This window comes from Telluria sp. PB2R4, from assembly GCF_059685695.1.
In genome coordinates this window covers 135191-156450 of the sequence record NZ_JCASIC010000011.1, presented here as the reverse complement: position 1 = coordinate 156450, position 21260 = coordinate 135191, and the positions used below count along the sequence as shown (strand labels likewise).

Here is a 21260-nt window from a genome sequence, read left to right as displayed (position 1 = left end):
AGCAGCATGCAGTTGCTTTTTCCCTGGCTCTCCAGGCGCCATCGCATGCCATTCCTCACGTAATCACCTTTCATGCGGCTTAACGCCGAAAAGGACCGCTATGTTCCCATTCTCGCAACTCGTCAATCCTGTTGTCCGTTCCCATCTGGACCCACGGATCGCGTTCTTTAACTTCCTGTCCACATCGCTATTAGGTTCCTTCCAAAGTCTATACCAGGCTAATCTCAAGTTCAGCCAGACGATGCTCGAGGCAAGCATGAAAACCAGCCAGCGCATGCTCACTAACAAGCATGCCAGCGATGTAATAGGGGCTGTCATGTCCGGCACCCAGCCGGCACCCAAAAAGCTGCGTGCCTGTCAGCAGCCTCCATCCCCTCTTGCGGCCGCTACCCCGGTCGAGTTGGCGAGTGTCCCCCACCAGCACGAACCAGAAACTATCCGTACCGAATGTGCATGGGTAGACGAGGTGACGCGTGTCACTGCTGCAGAGTCCGACGTCAACCTGCGCCTGAAGAAAGAAACCCTGAAGAAGTTTCGCGACCCGTTTCAGAAGGAAGGAATGCAACGCGGCAACGGTAGTGTTCAAGCCAAAGCGACCCCGCAAAGTGCCCGCGAGGGCGCGGGCGCGAGCCTGCAGTTCGACCTTGACTATGAAGTTGCCCACGACGTTGCCCACGATGGTGCCCACGAAGCCGAGGGCGCGAGCATGCATTTCGACAGTTTGGCAGAGAACGGTTCATGTTATGGCCATGTGCAGGGCCCGGTAGCTCGACCAGCTCAGCAATCAAACAACAGGAACCCGTGAAATCCAACTTGATCTGGCTCAGCCGGTAATTGTCGTCTCACGAGACGGGCATACAAGCGCTACTGCTTATTCACGAACATCCCCTGTCATCCCGACCTTTGTCGCGCATCGGCTGTTATCAAGGGCTGCGACCGGCCTTGCCTCTTCAGCCACGTCAGCGGCTCGATGCCGCTGCGTTCCGCGTTGAGCGCTTCTGGCCCGATAACGCGCATTTAACAGAACCAGCGTAAGTCCTTCCTTGCTTTCAAGGCAAGTAGACAATTTCGTTCGTACTCAGTGCGTCTCCCAAACCGCTCACTTCGCAATCACGCCTTCGACGGGAAAATCCGAAAACATCCTGGCTGCTAACCCAGCAATGTTTAGTAAACAAGCTAAACAATGGCTGGGTTACCATCGCATTATTGCTCAAAAAGCAAACTCGGCTTATACATGCGAGAGACAAGAATGCGCTTGCCGCCACTGTTGGAGACCCCATGACCGTTCGCCCGATCCGCGCCCTCCCCATCCTTGCATTGCTGGCCACACTGGCATCCGCCACGACGGCCACCCATGCCGCCGCTCCCGGCTCCCCGGCGGCAGCCGTCAACGTCTTCATCGGCACCGGCGGCGACGGCCACACCTTCCCCGGCGCGACCCGCCCCTTCGGCATGGTGCAGCTCAGCCCCGATACCCAGGTGCGCCACTTCCGCCAGAGTTATCCCTGGGCCGCGGGCTACCGCTACGAGGACAATTCGATCCTCGGCTTCTCGCACACCCACTTCTCGGGCAGCGGCCACTCGGACCTGGGCGACGTGCTCCTGATGCCCACGAGCGGCGTCCTGAAACTGGAGCCGGGTTATCCCGAGCGGCCCCATTCCGGCTACCGCTCGCGCTTCTCGCACGACCAGGAAAAGGCGGAGCCCGGCTACTACGCGGTGCGCCTGCGGGACAACGAGGTCGACGTGGAGCTGACCGCCAGCGAGCGCGTGGGCCTGCACCGCTACCGCTTCGGCAAGGATGCCTCGGCCAAGGTGGTCCTCGACCTGCGCTCCAGCATCTACGACTACGCCGGCAAGAACCTGTGGTCGCGCCTGCGCGTGCGCGATGCCACCACCCTCACCGGCATGCGCGAGACGCGCGGCTGGGCGCCGGGCCGCCAGCTCTACTTTGCAGTGAAATTCTCGCGCCCGATGAGCGCGCACCAGCTGCACAACCGCGAAGAAGCCATCGAATACCGCGGTTTCGCCGCACCGGGCAAGACCCCGGCCGACAAGGTCCTGGTCGAGGGCAAGGCCCTGGTGGCGGCGCTGGAATTCGGCGCCCCCCAGGATGGCACCCTGCTGGTCAAGGTCGCGCTGTCCCCGGTCAGCGAAGACAATGCGCTCGCCAACCTGGACGAGATGCCGGGCTGGGACTTCGAGGCCGAGCGCGCCCGCGCCGGCGCCGCCTGGAACTCGGCGCTGTCCTCGGTGAAGGCCGAGGCCCCCGAGCCGATGCGCACCATGTTCTACACCGCCCTGTACCACAGCATGCTGGCGCCCTCGCTGTTCATGGACCGCGACGGCCGTTACCGCGGGCCGGACAACGCGGTGCACCAGGCCAAAGGCTTCGACTTCCATTCGACCTTCTCGCTGTGGGACACCTACCGCGCCCTGCACCCGCTGCTCACGCTGGTGGCGCCCGAGAAGCGCAACGCGGACTTCGTGAACTCGTTGATCGCCGCGCGCGAGCACAGCCCGCACGGCATCCTGCCGGTATGGTCTTTCCATGGCCTGGAAACCTGGTGCATGATCGGCTACCACGCGGTGCCGGTGATCGCCGACGCCTACATGAAGGGCATCCGCGGTTTCGACGCGGACAAGGCGCTGGCGGCGATGACGGCCAGCGCAGAATACGGCCCCTACGGCGGGCTGGAACACTACATGAAGCTCGGCTACGTGCCGATCGACCGCGAGCCGGAAGCGGCGTCCAAGACCGTGGAATATGCGTTCGACGACTGGACCATCGCGCGCATGGCCGAGAAGATAGGCAGGAAGGACGTCGCCAGCGCCTACTACAAGCGCGCCCAGAACTACCGCAACGTGTTCGACAAGGAGACCGGGTTCATTCGCGCCCGCAAGTCGACCGGCGAATTCCGCACCCCGTTCAACCCGACCCAGTCGGGCTACGGCAGCGACTACACCGAGGGCAGCGCCTGGCAGTATTCCTGGTATATGCCGCACGATAACGCCGGCTTGATATCGATGCTGGGCGGCGACAGCGCCATGGCGGCCAGGATCGACGAAGTGTTCGAAGCGAAGATCAAGGACGACACCTACGCCCACATGGAAGACATCGCCGGCCTGATCGGCCACTACGCCCATGGCAACGAGCCCTCGCACCACGTGGCCTACCTGTACAACTTCGCCGGCGCGCCCTGGCGCACCCAGGAACGCCTGACCCGGATCATGGCGACCCAGTACCACAACCGTCCGGACGGCCTGTCGGGCAACGACGACCTGGGCCAGATGTCGGCCTGGTTCGCCTTCACCGCGCTGGGTTTCTACCCGGTGGCGCCGGGAAGCAACGAGTACGTGATCGGACGTCCCTTCCTGGAACGCGCGCGGCTGGACCTGCCGAACGGTAAGCGCTTCACGGTGCGCGCCGAGAATCTCAGCGAGGCGAACGCCTACGTGGGGCGCGTCACCCTGAACGGCAAGCCGCTGGCCCGCAGTTTCCTGAAGCACGAGGAGATCAGCGCCGGCGGCGAGCTGGTGTTTACGATGCAGGCCACGCCAAATAAAGACTGGGGCAAGGAGCGCAACGACCGTCCGTACACCCAGACGGCTTACCAGCCATGATGCGGCTGATTGGCGCGATATTCCTGCTGGCTGCATGCGCCGCTCAGGCCCAGACCGTCGGCAAGGTGAGCGACCCCGTGGAATGGGTCAATCCCCTGATGGGCACCATGAGCAAGCCGGAGCTCTCGAACGGGAATACCTACCCGGCGATCGCCGTCCCCTGGGGCATGAACTTCTGGACGCCGCAGACCGGCAAGATGGGCCACGGCTGGGCCTACACCTACGACGCCGACAAGATCCGCGGCTTCAAACAGACCCACCAGCCTTCGCCCTGGATGAACGACTACGGCCAGTTCGCCATCATGCCCGTGACCGGGTCCAAGCGCTTCACCCAGGATGCGCGGGCCAGCTGGTTCTCGCACAAGGCGGAAGTCGCGAAGCCTTATTACTACAGCGTGTACCTGGCCGACGCCGACGTGACGACCGAGATCGCGCCGACCGAGCGCGCGGCCCAGTTCCGCTTCACCTTCCCCAAGTCCGATGCCAGCTACGTGGTCGTCGATGCGTTCGACAAGGGCTCCTGGGTCAAGATCATTCCAGGCCAGCGCCGGGTGATCGGCTACAGCACCCTGCACCGGCGCGGCCCGCTGCCGAAGAACTTCCGCAACTACTTCGTCATCGAGTTCGACCAGCCCTTCACCTCCACCGACACCTGGCAGGGAGAGACGCTCGAAGAAGGCAAGCTGGAAAACCAGGGCAATCACAGCGGCGCCCTGCTCGGCTTCGCCACCGCCAGGGGCCAGAAGGTCCACATGCGGGTGGCGTCCTCGTTCATCAGCTTCGAGCAGGCCGAACTGAACCTGCAGCGCGAACTCGGCCAGGACGATTTCGATGCCACGCGCGCCAAGGCCAAGGCCCTGTGGAATGCCGTGCTGGGCAAGCTGTCGGTGGAGGGCGGCACGGTCGACCAGACCCGCACCTTCTATTCGAGCCTGTACCGCACCGTGCTGTTCCCGAACAGGATGTACGAGCTCGACGCCGCGGGCAAGCCGGTACACTGGAGTCCGTACAACGGCCAGGTGCTGCCCGGCCGCCTGTTCGCCGGCACCGGCTTCTGGGACACCTTCCGCGCCCTCTACCCCTTCCTGAACCTGGTCTACCCGAGCATCAACCGCGAGATGCAGGAGGGCCTGGCCAACGCCTTCAAGGAAGGCGGCTGGCTGCCCGAGTGGTCCAGCCCCGGCTACGCCGACATCATGATCGGGAATAACTCGGCCTCGGTGGTGTCCGACGCCTGGATCAAGGGCGTGCGCGGCCAGGACATCGAGACCCTGTGGCAGGCCCTCAAGCATGGCGCCGACAACGAAGGCCCGGTGTCGGCGGTCGGACGCAAGGGCGTCAAGTTCTACAACGAGCTGGGTTACGTGCCCTACGACGTCGGCATCAACGAGAATGCGGCGCGCACGCTGGAATACGCCTACGACGACTTCACCATCTACCAGCTCGGCCGGGCGCTCGGCAAGCCGGCGGCGGAGATCGACATCTATGCCCGGCGCAGCATGAACTACAAGAAGCTGTTCGATCCGGAGACGGGCCTGATGCGCGGGAAGAACAAGGACGGCAGTTTCCAGTCGCCGTTCAATCCGTTCAAGTGGGGCGACGCCTTCACCGAGGGGAATAGCTGGCATTATTCCTGGTCGGTGTTCCATGACGTGGACGGGTTGGTCAAACTGATGGGCGGGCGCAAGGCATTCGTGGACAAGCTCGATTCCGTATTCACGCTGCCGCCCATCTTTGACGAGAGCTACTACAAGTCGGTGATCCACGAGATCCGCGAGATGCAGATCGCGAACATGGGTCAATACGCCCACGGCAACCAGCCGATCCAGCACATGATCTACCTGTACAACTACGCCGGCGCACCATGGAAGGCCCAGCACTGGATCCGCGAGACCATGGACCGCATGTACGCGCCGACCCCGGACGGCTACTGCGGCGACGAGGACAACGGCCAGACCTCGGCCTGGTACGTGTTCTCGGCGCTCGGCTTCTATCCGGTGACCCCTGGCGTGAACCAGTACGTGGTCGGCACGCCGCTGTTCCCGAAGGCCACCGTGAAGCTGGAGAACGGGCGCAGCCTCACCGTGCGCGCCGTCGGCGCCGGCCGCTACGTCGACGCGCTGCGCATCGACGGCAAGCGCGTCGAGCGCAACTGGCTCGGCCATGCGGAACTGCTGCAGGGAGCCACCCTCGACTTCAGCATGTCGGCGCAGCCTAACCGGGTACGCGGCACCCGCGAGGCGGATGTCCCCTACTCGTTCTCGCGCGATCCTGCCCGGCCCCAGGTAGTGCGAGACGAAGGCTGAACCGATGCCGGTCACGATCCGCGACATTGCCAGGGCGACCAACTATTCGATCGGCACGGTTTCGCGCGCACTGAAGAACCAGGACGGCTTGAGCGAGAACACGCGCAGCCGCATCCGCAGCGCAGCGCGCGAGCTGGGCTACGACTTCGGCAAGCTGCGCCAGGGAGAAGTGCGGCGCGTCGCTTTCCTGCTGCACCGCCAGCACGACACCCGGTCCGCCAGCCCGTTTTACCTGCCGGTGCTCCACGGCGCCGAGCAAGCCTGCCGCCGGCACGGTATCGCGCTATCGTTCGTGGTGCTCGGCCCGGCCGAGTCGGTGCTGGACCTGGTGCGGGTGCACCAGCCCGACGCCCTGCTGTGCGCCGGCTATTTCGAGCCCGAGCTGCTGGGCGCCCTGCGCGACACCGGCAAGCCGCTGGTGCTGCTCGACATGCGCCTGCCCGGCTACCGCTGTGTCAATCCGGACCACCGGCTCGGCGGCTACCTGGCCACGCGCCACCTGCTGCGCCTCGGGCGCAGGCGCGTCGCCATGTTGTGCGGCTCGCTGGCCCACCACAGTATCCACGAACGCAGCCGCGGCTTTCGCCAGGCCCTGTTCGAGGCGCGCATGCTGGCCGACCCGGAACTGGAAGTGCAGCTGCCGAGCGTGGGCGACCCGCTGGAGAATCTGCGGCGCGCGGTGGACGGCCTGCTGGCCCTGCCGCGTCGGCCCGACGCCCTGTTCTGCTACAACGACAGCACGGCGCTGGCGGCGATGCAGCACTGCCTGGAACGCGGCCTGAAGATCCCGCACGACCTGGCGATCGTTGGTTTCGACGATATCGGCGCCGCCGCCAGCGCCATTCCCCCGCTCAGCAGCATCGCCATCGACAAGGAGGCGCTCGGCGCGACGGGCGTCGAGCTGCTGCTGGAAAAGAACCCCGTATCCGCAGCTGCGAGTGACGCCGACCGGACGCTTCCGGTCCAGCTGGTGGTGCGCGAGAGCAGCGATGACAATTAAGGACAAGGACACCATGGACCAGATGCCCGATTTCTTCTCGCCCGACGCATTGGAGCGCCACGTCGCCCACACGATGTCCTTCTACTACCCGCGCTGTGTCGATCCCAGCGGCGGCTTCTTCCACTACTTCCGCGACGACGGCGGCATCTACGAGCGCCGTTCACGCCACCTGGTGTCGAGCACGCGCTTCGTGTTCGTGTTCGCGAATGCCTGGCGCCAGTTCCAGGACCCGGCTTACCTGGACATGGTGCGCCACGGCCTGGATTTCCTGCGCTGCGCGCACCGCAATCCGGATACCGGGGGCTACGCCTGGCAGCTCGATTGGGAACATGGCGCCGCGCGCGTCACGGACGCCGACAACCATTGCTACGGCCTGGCCTTCGTGCTGCTGGCCTACGCGCATGCCTTGATGGCAGGTGTGGAGGAAGCGCGCGGCTGGATCATCGAGACCTTCGCGCTGATGGAAGAGCGCTTCTGGGAGCCGGAGCACGGCCTCTATGCGGACCAGGCCAGCGCCGACTGGCGCGTGCTCGACCCCTACCGCGGCCAGAACGCCAACATGCATGCCTGCGAAGCCCTGCTGGCCGCCTTCCGCGCGACCCGGCACCTGCCCTACCTGCACCGCGCCGAGCTGCTTGCCCAGAACATCACGCGGCGCCAGGCCGGGCGGGCCGGCGGCATGGTCTGGGAACACTACACGCAGGACTGGCAGCCCGACTGGGAATTCAACCTGCACGACAAGGCCAACCTGTTCCGCCCTTGGGGCTACCAGCCCGGCCATTTCACCGAATGGAGCAAGCTGCTGCTGCAGCTCGAGGCGCACGGCCAGCTCCTGGCCGGCGCGCGCGACTGGCTGCTGCCCACCGCCCAGGACCTGTATGCGCGGGCGCTGCGCCATGCCTGGGACGGCAAGCACGGCGGCCTGCACTATGGCTTCGCGCCGGACGGCAGCGTCTGCGACGCCGACAAGTATTTCTGGGTGCAGGCCGAGACGCTGGCCGCGGCCGCGCTGCTTGGCGCGCGCACCGGCGCCGAGCGCTACTGGGTGGACTACGAGCGCCTGTGGCGCTACTGCTGGGAGCATTTGGTCGACCACCGGCACGGCGCCTGGTACCGCATCCTGACGGCGGATAACCGCAAATATTCCGATGAGAAGAGTCCCGCAGGCAAAGTGGATTACCACACGATGGGCGCCTGCTACGACATCATGCCGGCGCTGTACCGGCGCGCCTCGCAGGCCTCGGCCTGACTTTCATCGGGGAATCGGGCGCTCGGCCCTCGAGCATTGCGCTAGGATCATCTCCACTACAGCAAGGAGATCAAGATGAGCGAACAAGCAAACGTACAATCCTGCATCGAGGCCTGCGAAGCGGCCCTGCGGGCCTGCCAGGCCTGCGCGGCGGCCGACATCCGTGAAGGCGAGAACCACTGCGCACTGATCAACCTCGACTGCGCCGACATCTGCACCGCAACCCTGAACGTGCTCTCGCGCGGCTCGCCGCACCACGGCGACTACTGCGCCCTGTGCGCCCATATCTGCCGTGCCTGCGCGGCCGAATGCGCGAAGCACGCCGGCATGCACCAGCACTGCGCCGAATGCCAGGCGGCATGCGAGCGCTGCGCCGCCGAGTGCGACAAGCACGCCCGCGAGCGCCACATCTGATCCACCTCAAACCGCGCTAGCCGCAACCCTCCCCGACGCCCGCCGGACCGAACCGGCGCGGCCGTCTGTTGTCTATGTTGTATGCACGCCTCGTTTTAACAGTTTCTTAACACCCCCCTAACGCCGGACTGAGCCGTTGCTGCGTAGCATCGTCTATGATCTGTGCATACATATACATATAAGGCTGCGACGCTTCACATCGCATCCAGGGGACATCGCTCGACGATGTGTTGGACCACGCTCTTTTACCGGGCAGCGCAATTCCATGTTTCCAAAAGCATCGAGCTCCACCCTGCGCGACACCACGCCTTCGGCACGGCTGGCGCGCTTCACCCGCTGGGCCGGGCCCTACGCCAGCCTGGTGCAAATGCTCCTCCTCGGATTGGCGATCCTCACCCTGTCGCGCATCGCGCTCGCCGCCTGGCAATGGGAACGGGTGCAGGCAACCGGCATCGCGGCTGCGCTGTTCCTGCAAGGCGTACGGGCCGACCTGATCCTGCTCGGTTATTTCATCGCGGTCCCACTACTGCTGGCGCCCCTGTTCGCGCACCGCTTCTCGGCCCGCCTCTGGCGCGTCGCCACGGTGGCCTGGGCCACCTTCGCCCTGGTACTCATCGTCTTCATGGAACTGTCCTCGCCACAGTTCATCATGCAGTACGACGTGCGCCCGAACCGCCTGTTCATCGAGTACCTGGCCTATCCGCACGAAGTGTTCGCCACGCTGTGGAATGGCTTCCGCACTGCCCTGCTGCTGGGCGTGGGGCTCACCGTCGTGGCGTCGGCAGTCCTGTTCCGCCTGTTGCGGCGCGCCTCCAGCGACATGAGCATGTGGTCGTCGCGCAAGCTGTTGCTGGTGTGGCCGCTCATCTGCCTGGCCGTGTTCATGCAGGTGCGCTCGACCACCGGCCACCGTCCGGCCAATCCCGCCCTGTTCGCGCTGACCGGCGACTCGATGGTCAACTCCCTGATCATCAATTCGGCCTGGTCGGTCTTCGACGCGATCGGCGCGATGAGCAAGGAAGCCAACTCGTCCGAGATCTACGGCGAGATCCCGCGTGCTAAGGTGCTCGAACAGGTCCGGGCCGCGCCCTGGCTGCGCGATGCACGCTTCGACCATCCCGAGCTGCCGACCCTGCACCACCAGCAGGCCGCGATCGCCCGCGCGCGTCCGCTCAACCTGGTCATCGTGCTGCAGGAAAGCCTGGGCGCCACCTTCGTGCAGTCGCTGGGCGGCCTGCCGGTGACGCCGGAGCTGGAGAAGCTCAAGGACGAAGGCTGGTGGTTCGAGCAGCTCTATGCCACCGGTACGCGCTCGGTGCGCGGCATCGAGGCGGTGGTCGCCGGCTACGCGCCCACGCCGGCGCGCAGCGTGGTCAAGCTGTCGCTGGCCCAGCAGAATTTCTATACGCTCGCGGCCGGCCTCGGCCAGCAGGGCTACCACACTGAATTCGTCTATGGCGGCGAGGCGCACTTCGACAACATGCGCAGCTTCTTTACCGGGAACGGTTTCCGCAAGGTGGTCGACATCGCCGAGATGCGCCCGAAGTTCGTGGGCAGCTGGGGCGCCTCGGACGAAGACCTGTTCGACAAGTCGCTGGAACGCCTCCAGACACTGCACGCCGCCGACAAGCCCTTCTTCAGCCTGATCTTCACCTCGTCCAACCACGAACCCTTCGAGTTCCCGGATGGCAAGATCTCACTGCACGATCCGGACAAGCAGACCGTCAATAACGCGGTGAAGTATGCCGACCACGCGCTCGGCAAGTTCATCCGTGAAGCGAAAAAGCAGGACTACTGGAAGGACACCGTGTTCCTGATCGTGGCCGACCACGACAACCGGGTCTACGGCGACGCCCTGGTGCCGCTCAAGAAGTTCCACATCCCGGGGCTGATCCTCGGCGCCGACATCCAGCCCAGGCGCATTTCCACGATCGCCAGCCAGGTCGACCTGGGCCCGACCCTGCTGTCGCTGCTGGGCGTGTCGAGCACCCACCCGATGATCGGGCGCGACCTGGTGCGCGACAGCACGACGCCGGGCCGCGCCCTGATCCAGTTCGGCAACCTGTTCACCTGGCTCGAAGGCAGCTCGGCCACCATCCTGCGCCCCGGACAAAAGCCCCTGCTGGGGCGTTACGATGCCGCCACCGGCATGCTCGATCCGTACGCGGGCGTGCCTAGCCAGGCCCAGGTCGAGCAGGCAATGGCGCATGTGATGCTGCCTTCGCTGCTGTATCGCGAGCAGCGCTACCGGCTCGCGCCCTAGCGCCTGACAATTCCCCCATGGCGGCGTTGCATCGTCTCGTCGTACTAACGTACTGCCTTCGCCGATGCGTCGGGTGGCCGCATCCCTTGTCCTGGGGTTTTGTTAGACGCTGGCGGCAGCTAGTCCAGAAACAAAATCGCAACAAAGTCGCAGATCCCGACTTGCTTTTTTGGCTTTGGTTCCTGCTAAGATGAATTGTCCCGCGGGTGGGCCGCGGTGCACTTCCAGACAGGGAACAAGAAGATGGATGCAAGACCGCGAGCGACAATTGTCTTCCTGCGTCTCCTGCTGGCGCTCGTGTTCATGTTTCACGCGGCCTGGGCGCAAGCCGCGTCCTCGGCCGATACCGGCCATGCGCGCGCAAGCCTGCTGGTGCACGCTCCCGGCGGCATCAAGCCCGGCGCGGAGGTCTGGCTGGGCCTGCGCATCGAGCACCAGCCGCACTGGCATACCTACTGGCTGAACCCGGGCGACTCCGGCCTGCCCACCACCCTGGCCTGGACCCTGCCGGGTGGCTTCTCCGCCGGCGGGATCGCCTGGCCGACCCCGAAGCAGATGCCGCTCGCCCCCCTGATGAACTACGGCTACGACGGCGACCTGCTGCTGCCGGTGCGCCTCACCGTGCCGGCCAGCTACAAGGGTGGCGCCCTGCCGGTGAAGCTGCGCGCCGACTTCCTGATCTGCGAAGAGGCCTGCATTCCTGAATTCGCGGAGCTCGATACCGAGCTCACCTCCGGCCCCATGTCCACGCATGCGACGCTGTTCCAGCGCGCCTTCGATGCCGCCCCGCGCGCCGTGCCCGGACTGGAAGCAAGCGCCCGGGTGGAAAACAGTGCGCTGGTCATCGAGGCCTCCGGCCTGCCGCCCGCCTACCGCGGCAGGCCGCTGCAGCTGTTCCCGGAAAACGGCGGTGTGCTCGAACATCCGGCGCCGCTGAAGCAGGAATGGCAAGGCGAGCGACTGGTGCTGCGCGCCCAGCTGGCAACGCAGCGCAGCGACAGCCCCGCCGCAATGGATGCCGTCATCACGGCGGACCACCAGGCACCCGGCCTTCGCATCGGCTTCGCGATCTCGGGCGGCTGGCCGCAATCCGACGCCGCAGCCCCGGCGGCGGCCAGCACGGTGGCCTCCCCGCCGCCCCTGGACGCCGACCGCCCCTGGCTGATGGTGCTCGCCCTCGCCTTCGTGGGCGGCGCGATCCTGAACCTGATGCCCTGCGTGTTCCCGGTGCTGTCCCTGAAAGTGCTCGGCTTCGCCCAGCACGGCGGCGACCGTCGACGCATCGTGGCCGGCGGCCTGGCCTACACCCTCGGTGTGATCGCCTCTTTCCTGCTGCTGGCCGCGCTGCTCCTGGTGCTGCGCGCCAGCGGCGAGGGGCTGGGCTGGGGCTTCCAGCTGCAGTCGCCCGCCTTTGTCGCCGCGCTGGCCATCCTGTTCACGCTGATCGGCTTCAACCTGGCCGGCCTGTTCGAGTTCCATCACATGCTGCCCGACCGCATCCTGAATGCGCGCGCCCGCAACCCGGTGCTGGACGACTTCCTCACCGGCGTGCTGGCGGTGGCGGTCGCCTCGCCCTGCACCGCGCCCTTCATGGGAGCGGCCCTCGGCGCCGCGCTGTCGCAACCCGCGCCGCAGGCATTGTCGGTGTTCGCGGCGCTGGGCGCCGGCATGGCCGCGCCCTACCTGGCGGCCACCCTGTTCCCGGCCGCCGCCCGCATGCTGCCGCGTCCGGGACCGTGGATGGTCCGCTTCAAGACCTTCATGGCCTTCCCGATGTTCGCCACCGTCGTCTGGCTGCTGTGGGTGCTCGGGCTGCAGGCGGGGGTCGACGCGGTCGCGGCGGTGCTCGGCCTGGTCGTGGCCGCCGCCTTCGGCGCCTGGGTGCTGGGTATTCCGGCGCGCGGCCGGGCGGGCAAGCTCGTCGGCATCGGCGCCGCCGGCCTGGCGCTGCTCGGAACGGCCGCCTGGGCCTGGCCGGCCTTCCAGCAAACCACCGGGAGCGTGGTCGCGGCCGACGCTGCAAGCGGCTGGCAGGCCTGGTCGCCGCAGGCGCTGGCCAGGGCGCGCGAAGCAGGTCGGCCGGTGTTCGTCGACTTCACCGCCGCCTGGTGCGTCAGCTGCCAGTACAACAAGCGCACTACCCTGGCCGACCCGGGACTCATGGAAGACTTCCGGGCCAAAGGGGTCGTGCTGCTGCGCGCCGACTGGACCCGGCGCGACGAAACGATCACGCAGGCACTGAAGGAACTGGGACGCAGCGGCGTGCCCGTGTACGCCGTGTATCGGCATGGCGCCGCGCAGCCGACGCTCCTGTCGGAACTGCCGAGCGTGGATGAAGTCAGGCAGGCACTCGCCGCGCCTTGATGTGGCAGACGTAGCAGATCAAGCAGACCAACCAGACTAACTGTTCAGGAGGATTTCATGAAGCGCACCATCGCATTCTCGCTGCTGGCCGCCGGCCTGCTATTCAACGGCAGTGCCCTGGCCGAAGCCGTCGTGGGCCAGCCCGCGCCCGCCTTCAAGGGCGTCGACGCCGCCGGCAAGCCGGTATCGCTGGACCAATACAAGGGCAAGTACGTGGTGCTCGAATGGGTCAACCCGGAATGCCCTTTTGTGAAGAAGCACTACGACAGCGGTAACATGCCCAGCACCCAGAAGTACGCCGCCGACAAGGGCGTGGTCTGGCTGGCGGTCAGCACCAGCGCCGACGGCGACCGCGCCGGCAAGTCGGCCGCCATCAGCGACTGGGTGAAGGCGAAGAAGGCCATGCCCGCGGCCACCATCATGGATACCGGTGGCGCGATCGGCAAGGCCTACGGTGCGCGCACCACGCCGCACATGTACCTGATCGACCCGAGCGGCAAGCTGGTGTACGCCGGCGCAATCGACAGCAAGCCGAGCGCCAACCCGGGCGACATCAAGGGCGCCACCAACTACATGGTGCAGGCGATCGACGAATCGCTGGCCGGCAAGCCCCTGAGCCAGGCCGTTACCAAGCCTTACGGCTGCTCGGTCAAGTACGGTTGATCGGGCCGCGGGACCATGCGCCTGGAATAAATTTGGCGCATGGCCCGCCACGCCCGGCGGCCGCTGCTATGATGATTCCCAACATACACAACGAGGGGATTTGCATGCGCCGCACGCTGTTTTCACGCCTGTCTTTACGCGGCACTCTGCTGGCCGCCGCGGCCTACGCAGCCTTCCTGCCGCTCACGCATGCGCTGGCAGCGCCCTTCGAGTCGAACCGCATCAGCGTGCGCACCGAGGGTTCCGGCCCCGACGTGGTGCTGATCCCGGGCCTGAACTCGTCGCCGCGCGCCTGGGAGTCGACCGTGGCCGCAGTAAAGGGCTATCGCTACCACCTGGTGCAGGTGTCGGGCTTCGCTGGCCAGCCTGCGGGCGGCAACAAGGAGGGCAATGTGGCGGCGCCGGTGGCGGAGGAGATCGCCCGCTACATCAAGGAAAACGGCCTGAAGCAGCCGGCCGTGATCGGCCATTCGATGGGCGGCACCATGGGCATGATGCTGGCGGCGCGCCATCCGGAAGCGTTGTCGCGCCTGATGGTGGTCGATATGTACCCCTACCTCGGCACCTTCTTCGCCGGCCCCGGCGCGCCGCCGGAGAAGGTCGAAGCGGTTGCCAACGCGGCGATGGCCGGCATCCGCAGCGCCAGCCCGGAACAGCGCGCCAAGAGCACCAGCGACACCATTGCCGGCATGGTCAATACCGAAACCATGCGCGCCTCCGCCATCTCGGATTCGCGTGCCAGCGACCCCGACGTCAGCAGCCGCGCCTACCGCGAGCTGATCGTGACCAACTTGATCCCGGAACTGAATAAAATCACCAAGCCGGTGACGGTGCTCTACGTGCAGCCGAAGGGCGTGCCGCTTCCGGCCGAGCAGTTCGACTACGTGTACAAGAGCGCCTATGCGCCGGTGAAATCGCTGACGCTCAAGCGCATCCCGGACAGCGCGCACTTCATCATGTGGGATCAGCCGCAGCGTTTCCAGGGTGAGGTGAAGGCCTTCCTGGCGGCACCCTGAGTTTGTGCATTTTTGAAAACTATGTAAGATGATTCCTACGCGGCACGCTGATTTCAGTTAAAGTGGCGCGACATGACACCGATCCTCACTATCACGCTCAGCTCCGAACTCGACGTCATCGCGTCGCGCCAGCGTGCGCGCCAGATCGCGGCATTCTGCGGGTTTAATCGGCAAGACCAGACGCGCATGGCGACGGTCGTTTCCGAACTCGCGCGAAACGCGTCCGGCCATAACGGATCAGTACAGTTCTCGGTAACGAACGAGCCGGGCAGGCAGGCGCTGGTCATTCTCGTCGAGTCCAGTTCCGCAACTGTTTCCGACCTTGACGGCGCGGGGCTTTTCATAGAGCAACACGAGGTGTTTGCAGACGGTGAACGATCCAGCATCAGGTTTCACAAGCCGTTTGCAAGGAATTCGCCCCATCTCGACGCCGATTCGCTCCAGCTTGCGGTACATCGGCTAGACGCCTTGCCGGCGAACGTCGCTTTGTCAGATGCAACACAGCAAAACAAGGATCTCAACGATGCGCTGCTGGCCCTGCGATCGAAGCAGGCCGAGTTACTGATCGTCTCGAAGAATCTGGAAGAAACCAACAAGACGGTCGCGACATTAAACCGCCTGCTGCACGAAAAGGCGGAATCGCTGGTCCTGGCGAACCGCCGCAAAGATGAATTCCTCTCCCTCCTGAGTCACGAACTGCGCAGTCCCCTGTCGGCGACCTCGATGGCGGCGCAGATGCTGCAACGGGATACTTCCGATGCGGCCCAGCCGGCCAGGCTCGGTCAACTGATCGCCAGGCAGACAAGCCATATGAGCCGCCTGGTCGAGGACCTGCTCGATGTGTCTCGTATCGGAATGGGTCTTATAACCGTTGATAAAAAGCCGCTCGACATGGGCGAAGTGGTGAAAATCGCTGTCGAACAGATCATGCCCGCCCTTCAACGGAAGAAGCACCGTATCAAAGTCGTGATTCCGCAAAGTCCCTGCATCGTGAATGGGGACCAGACCCGACTGATCCAGGTGATGGGCAACCTTCTGGCCAACTCGATTCGCTATACGCCTGAGGGCGGCGAGATCGCAGTGATCTTGCGAGCACAGGAAACGACGCTCAGCGTGGAGGTGAGGGACAATGGCGCCGGCATATCCGCTGCACTGCTGCCCCATCTGTTCGACCTCTACGTCCAGGCGGAACGGTCTCCCAGCCGGCAGGATGGTGGCCTTGGTCTCGGGCTGGCGCTCGTTAAAAGTCTGGTCGAAATCCATCAAGGCACGGTCTTCGCGACCAGCGAGGGCGAGGGACGAGGCAGCGCGTTCACCATCGTCCTGCAGCTGATCAGACATGAGAACGCAGCGACATCGGGTCACGAATCCAACTCGGCTGCCGGCGCGACCAGCTGACCGGGCTCGCCGCGTTCGCCAACGCACCGAAGGCCGCCACAGGAACGGTTATATTGCACTGCAACATAGCTTTGCGGAGCCCATATGGCCAAGCCTGTCCCCGGAGTACGCCTGCTGCGCAGCCTGACCCGCGCCGCCAAGGCACAACGCTCATTGGCGACGACACTGCTGACCGCGTTCTCGCCGGCGCAGGCGCCCGCCCGTCAACGCCCGCCACGGAATGCCCCGCCGCCAAAAAGGCCCGCGCATGCAAGGCCGCTCCCCGCACCAGGCACATGGCTGGCGGCACAGTTCCCGCTGCCACCCCAGCCCGGCCAGGCCTTCGACCGGACCATGTCCTACTGGCTATACCTGCCGAAAAGCCGGCCTGAGACCGTGGCCAAGCATGGGTGGCCCCTGGTCGTCATGCTGCACGGCTGCCACCAAAGCGCCATCGACTTTGCCGAAGGCACGCGGATGAACCGGCTGGCCGAAGAAAAAGGCTACGCCCTGCTCTACCCGCAGCAAGGCGAGACGATGCAGGCGCAGCGCTGCTGGCGCTGGTACGACCGGGCCAGCCAGGCGGGCGACGGCGATACGGCGGCGCTGGCGGCGCTGGTCGAGGGGGTGTGCGGCCAGCATCCGATCGACCGCCGCCGCATCTATGCATGCGGCCTGTCCGCCGGCGCCGGCATGGCGGCCGTGCTGGCCCTCAACCATCCCGAGCTGATCGCCGCGGTCGGCCTGCATTCGGCGCCCGTGTTCGGCGCGGGCCACAGCGCTGTGGGGGCACTCCAGGTGATGCGCCACGGCGCGCCCTTGCAGTCCGACGCGGCCATCCGCGCCGTGCTGGAGCGCCGGGCCATGCCGCCGATGCCGGCGCTGATGATCCAGGGCGAACAGGACAAGGTCGTTCGTCCGATCAACCAGTTCCAGCTGGCGCGCCAGTGGCTGCAATTGAACGGTTTGCCGGCCGGGCCGGCGACGCGGGTCACCGTCAAGCCGGGCACGCGCAGCGGCAGCCGCAACGCCCATGCCGTCGACGACTACCTGGTGGGCCGCAAGCTGCTGCTGCGGGTGGTGCGCATCGGAAACCTCGGTCATGCATGGAGCGGCGGCGATCCGGCCAGGAAGTTCAACGACAAGGCCGGGCCGGACGCGAGCCGGATGATGCTCGACTTCTTCGGCAAGCAGCGGCGCTGAGGACCGGGCCGACGCGGCCGACGGTGGTCGCCGTTCGTAGGGTGGTCGGCTATGCCGGGGACCGCCTAGGGCCGCGCGTTCAACTCGTGGTGGCATGCACGCGCGGGCTGCAGAACCAGGATTTGAACGCGCGTGCGGCGAAGCCGCACACCCTACGAGTTAACATCCGATCAACGATGCAGGTGGACCACCTTCATCTCCACCGTTGGCTGCCTGAACTCCTCCAGCAGGCGCGCGGTTTCCTCTTGCGCGCGCGCCATGTTGGCCGCCTTCACATGGCCATAGCCGCGGATCGACTCGGCCACCTGCGCCAGCTTGAGCGCCGCCGCGCGGTTCTCCGCAGTGAGTTCGGCGGCCAGCGTGTCGACCAGCGCCAAGTAGTCGCTGCGCAGCCGGCGCTCGGCGCGGCGCTCGTGGGTGTAGCCGAACGGATCGAAGGCGGTCCCGCGCAGTCGCTTGAGCGGCGCCAGCATGCGGAAGGCCGAGCGCATCCACGGACCGAAGCGCATCTTGGCGGGGACGTCGCTACCGGGCTTCTTGCGCGCCAGCAGCGGCGGCGCCAGGTGGTACTCGACGCGGAAGTCGCCCTCGAACTGCTCGCGCAGCCCGTCAAGGAAACCGGTCTGGGTGTGCAGGCGCGCCACTTCGTATTCGTCCTTGTAGGCCATCACCTTGAACAGCGAACGGGCGACTGCCTTGCTCACCGCCCGCTTCGAAGCCGCACCCTCGATCGCGACCTCGCGTGCTTCGACTTTCGCCACTGCGGCGCGGTACTGCTGCGCATAGGCGGCATCCTGGTACTGCGCCAGCCAGCCGGCGCGGAAGTGCACCAGTTCCTCGAGCGAAGCCGGCGGGGTGAACTGCACCACCTTGGACGGCTGCGCCAGGCGCTGCGCCGCCTTGCCGTCGGCCGCCACCAGGCGTCCCAGCATGAAGGCCTTCTTGTTCATCTCGACCGCCACGTTGTTCAGCTCGATCGCGCGCAGCAAGGCTTCCAGGCTGACCGGCACCAGCCCGAGCTGCCAGGCCGCGCCCATCATCAGGATGTTGGCGCCGATCGGGTCGCCCAGCACGCTGCTCGCCACCTGCTGCGCATTCAGGCGCAGCGCCGGGCCGCCGGCATCCAGGATCTTGGCAAGCAGATCGTCCTTGCGGATGTCGGCGTCCGGATCGCGGGTGAATTCGGCGGTCGGGGTTTCGTACTCGTTGGCGACCACGCGCGTGTGTCCGCGCCGCATGGTCGCCAGCGCCTCCGGCATGGCGGCCACCACCAGGTCGCAGGCCAGCAGCGCGTCGGCCTGCTGCAGGTCGATGCGCACCTGGTGCAAGGCTTGCGGCGAGCGCGCCAGCCGCAGGTGCGACATCACCGCCCCGCCCTTTTGCGCGAAGCCCATGAAGTCCAGGGTCGAGGCGCCCTTGCCCTCGAGGTGGGCGGCCATCGTGACCAGCGCGCCGACCGTGACGACGCCGGTGCCGCCGACGCCGGCCACCAGCATCTCGAAGGGCTTGTCGAATCCGTAGGCGGGCGGGAGCGGGTAGGCCGCCAGCATGTCTTCCAGCTGGCGCAGTTCGAGCGACGCAGCGGCCGGCTTCCTGAGCTGGCCGCCGATGACCGACACGAAGCTCGGGCAGAAGCCCTCGGCGCAGGAATAATCCTTGTTGCACGAGGCCTGGTCGATCTGGCGCTTGCGGCCCAGTGGCGTCTCGAGCGGCAGGATCGACAGGCAGTTCGACTGCACGCCGCAGTCGCCGCAGCCCTCGCACACCGCCGGGTTGATCACCATGCGGCGCGGCGGGTCGGGGAACACGGTCTTGTCGGGCTTGTTCTTCTTGCGGCGGCGGCGCTTTTCGGCGGCGCAGGTCTGGTCGTACACCAGCACCGTCACGCCCGGGATCTCGCGCAGGCGGCGCTGCACGACATCGAGTTCGCTGCGATGGTGCACGGCCACACCTGGCGGCAGGGTCACGCCCTGGTAATTCTCCGGCTGGTCGGTGACGACGACCGCCTCCACCGCGCCTTCGCTCAGCACCTGCTGCAGGATCTGCGGGACGCTCAGCTTGCCGTCCACCGGCTGGCCGCCGGTCATGGCCACCGCGTCGTTGTACAGGATTTTATACGTGATGTTGGCGCGCGCCGCGATCGCCTGGCGGATCGCCAGCGAACCGGAGTGATAATAGGTGCCGTCGCCCAGGTTCTGGAACACGTGCTTTTCGCGCGAGAAGCGCGAGGCGGCGACCCAGGGCACGCCCTCGCCGCCCATCTGGGTGAGCGTGACGGTATCGCGCTTCATCCAGCTCGCCATGAAGTGGCAGCCGATGCCGGCCAGCGCGCGGCTGCCTTCGGGCACCCGGGTCGAGGTATTGTGCGGGCAGCCGGAGCAGAAATACGGTGTGCGCTTGACCGCGTCGGCGCCGTTGGACAGCAGCTCGGCGCGGCAGAATTGCGGCAGGAATTCCTGCAGGCGCAGCGCGGGCAGCTTCGGCCCGAGCCAGCGCACCAGCACCGGCGCGATGCGCGAGGGGCGTAGTTCACCCAAGTGCGACAGCAGCGGATGGCCCTCGAGATCCAGCTTGCCGAGCACCTGCGGACGCGATTGCGGCGGCAGGTTGTAGAGCAGGTTTTTCAACTGCCCTTCGATGACGTCGCCCTTCTCTTCCACGACCAGCACTTCGCACAAGCCCTGCGCGAAGGCGTGCAGGCGGGTGCGCTCGAGCGGGAAAGTCAGGCCCGGCTTGTACAGGCGCAGGCCGAGTTCGTCGAGCTTGTCCAGTCCCAGGCCGAGGCGCTCGAACGCTTCCAGCAGGTCCAGGTACGCCTTGCCGGCCGCGATGATGCCAAGCGTGGCGGCGGGCGCGGGGACGACCAGCTTGTCGATCGAGTTCACGGCCGCGAAGGCATGCACGGCCTGCAGCTTGTCGGCCACGCGCTGTTCGATCGCGAGACTGGGCAGGTCGGGCCAGCGGTAATGCAGGCCGTCGGCTGGCGGGACGTAGGCTTCCGGCATGTTGAAGCGCGGAGGCTCGGGCAGCTCCACGACGGCGCCCCCTTCCACGGTCTCCGAGATCGCCTTGAAACCGACCCAGGCGCCCGAGAAGCGCGACAGCGCCCAGCCGTACAGGCCGAACTCCAGGTATTCCTCGATATTGGCCGGGTTCAGCACCGGCATGCCCCAGGCCATGAAGGCATGGTCGCTCTGGTGCGGCATCGACGACGATACGCAGCCGTGGTCGTCGCCGGCCACCACCAGCACGCCGCCCAGCGCTGACGACCCATAGGCATTGCCGTGCTTGAGCGCGTCGCCGGCGCGGTCCACGCCGGGCCCCTTCCCGTACCACATGGCGAACACGCCATCCACTAGACGGTTGGCGTCGCCGCCGACCTGCTGGGTTCCCAGCACGGCGGTGGCGCCCAGTTCCTCGTTAATCGCGGGCAGGAATTCGATGCCCTGCCGCTGCAGGATCTTGTTGGCGCGCCAGGCTTCCTGGTCGACCGCGCCCAGCGGCGAGCCGCGGTAGCCCGAGATGAAGCCGCCCGTGTTCAGGCCGGCGCGCTCGTCCAGCGCCTTCTGCATCAGCGGCAGCCGGATCAATGCCTGGGTGCCGGTGAGGAAGACGCGGCCGTGCTCGCGCTTCAGGTTGTCGTCCAGCCGGTAGGACGGATCGGCCAGTGCCGTCCCCGTGCCGACCTCCTCGTGCATCGTTCCCATCTGCTCGTCTCCACTATGCCAGCCCTGCAGGGCTTGTTGATAGTGAAAGATGATAGTCCCGCCCGAGGAAATAA

13 protein-coding genes are annotated in these 21260 nt (G+C 66.0%); 12 read left to right on the top strand and 1 reads right to left on the bottom strand.

The window, feature by feature from the left end:
• Positions 1-100 precede the first annotated feature (100 nt).
• From AC56LU_RS18120 to AC56LU_RS18065, 12 genes are all read left to right on the top strand, one after another.
• Positions 101-805, top strand: coding sequence for a phasin family protein (locus AC56LU_RS18120; RefSeq protein WP_497177003.1), 705 nt, complete (start codon positions 101-103; stop codon positions 803-805).
• Positions 806-1278: 473 nt separating this feature from the next.
• Positions 1279-3624, top strand: a complete 2346-nt coding sequence (locus AC56LU_RS18115) for a GH92 family glycosyl hydrolase (protein ID WP_497177002.1) — start codon at positions 1279-1281, stop codon at positions 3622-3624.
• A complete protein-coding gene (locus AC56LU_RS18110) occupies positions 3621-5930 on the top strand; it encodes a GH92 family glycosyl hydrolase (protein WP_497177001.1) in 2310 nt (769 codons plus the stop codon). The genes AC56LU_RS18115 and AC56LU_RS18110 overlap by 4 nt, the downstream gene beginning before the upstream one ends.
• A 4-nt stretch (positions 5931-5934) precedes the next feature.
• Positions 5935-6930, top strand: coding sequence for a LacI family DNA-binding transcriptional regulator (locus AC56LU_RS18105; RefSeq protein WP_497177000.1), 996 nt, complete (start codon positions 5935-5937; stop codon positions 6928-6930).
• Complete coding sequence (locus AC56LU_RS18100) at positions 6920-8179, top strand: AGE family epimerase/isomerase (protein WP_497176999.1); 1260 nt, start codon at positions 6920-6922, stop codon at positions 8177-8179. The genes AC56LU_RS18105 and AC56LU_RS18100 overlap by 11 nt, the downstream gene beginning before the upstream one ends.
• A gap of 75 nt (positions 8180-8254) precedes the next feature.
• Entirely contained in the window at positions 8255-8593 is a 339-nt protein-coding gene (locus tag AC56LU_RS18095; protein WP_497176998.1) for a four-helix bundle copper-binding protein, read from the top strand.
• Between the two features lie 265 nt (positions 8594-8858).
• Positions 8859-10856, top strand: coding sequence for an LTA synthase family protein (locus AC56LU_RS18090; protein ID WP_497176997.1), 1998 nt, complete (start codon positions 8859-8861; stop codon positions 10854-10856).
• A 243-nt stretch (positions 10857-11099) separates the two neighbouring features.
• Positions 11100-13220, top strand: coding sequence for a protein-disulfide reductase DsbD family protein (locus tag AC56LU_RS18085; RefSeq protein ID WP_497176996.1), 2121 nt, complete (start codon positions 11100-11102; stop codon positions 13218-13220).
• A gap of 57 nt (positions 13221-13277) precedes the next feature.
• Entirely contained in the window at positions 13278-13883 is a 606-nt protein-coding gene (locus AC56LU_RS18080; protein ID WP_497176995.1) for a redoxin domain-containing protein, read from the top strand.
• A gap of 104 nt (positions 13884-13987) precedes the next feature.
• Positions 13988-14899, top strand: a complete 912-nt coding sequence (locus AC56LU_RS18075; RefSeq protein ID WP_497176994.1) for an alpha/beta fold hydrolase — start codon at positions 13988-13990, stop codon at positions 14897-14899.
• 72 nt (positions 14900-14971) lie between these two features.
• Positions 14972-16297: an ATP-binding protein gene (locus AC56LU_RS18070; RefSeq protein WP_497176993.1), complete on the top strand. Its 1326-nt coding sequence runs from the start codon at positions 14972-14974 to the stop codon at positions 16295-16297.
• Between the two features lie 84 nt (positions 16298-16381).
• Positions 16382-17479: an extracellular catalytic domain type 1 short-chain-length polyhydroxyalkanoate depolymerase gene (locus AC56LU_RS18065; RefSeq protein WP_497176992.1), complete on the top strand. Its 1098-nt coding sequence runs from the start codon at positions 16382-16384 to the stop codon at positions 17477-17479.
• A gap of 170 nt (positions 17480-17649) precedes the next feature.
• Here AC56LU_RS18065 and AC56LU_RS18060 read toward each other — a convergent pair whose 3' ends face one another.
• Positions 17650-21177, bottom strand: a complete 3528-nt coding sequence (locus tag AC56LU_RS18060; protein WP_497177052.1) for an indolepyruvate ferredoxin oxidoreductase family protein — start codon at positions 21175-21177, stop codon at positions 17650-17652.
• Positions 21178-21260 lie beyond the last annotated feature (83 nt).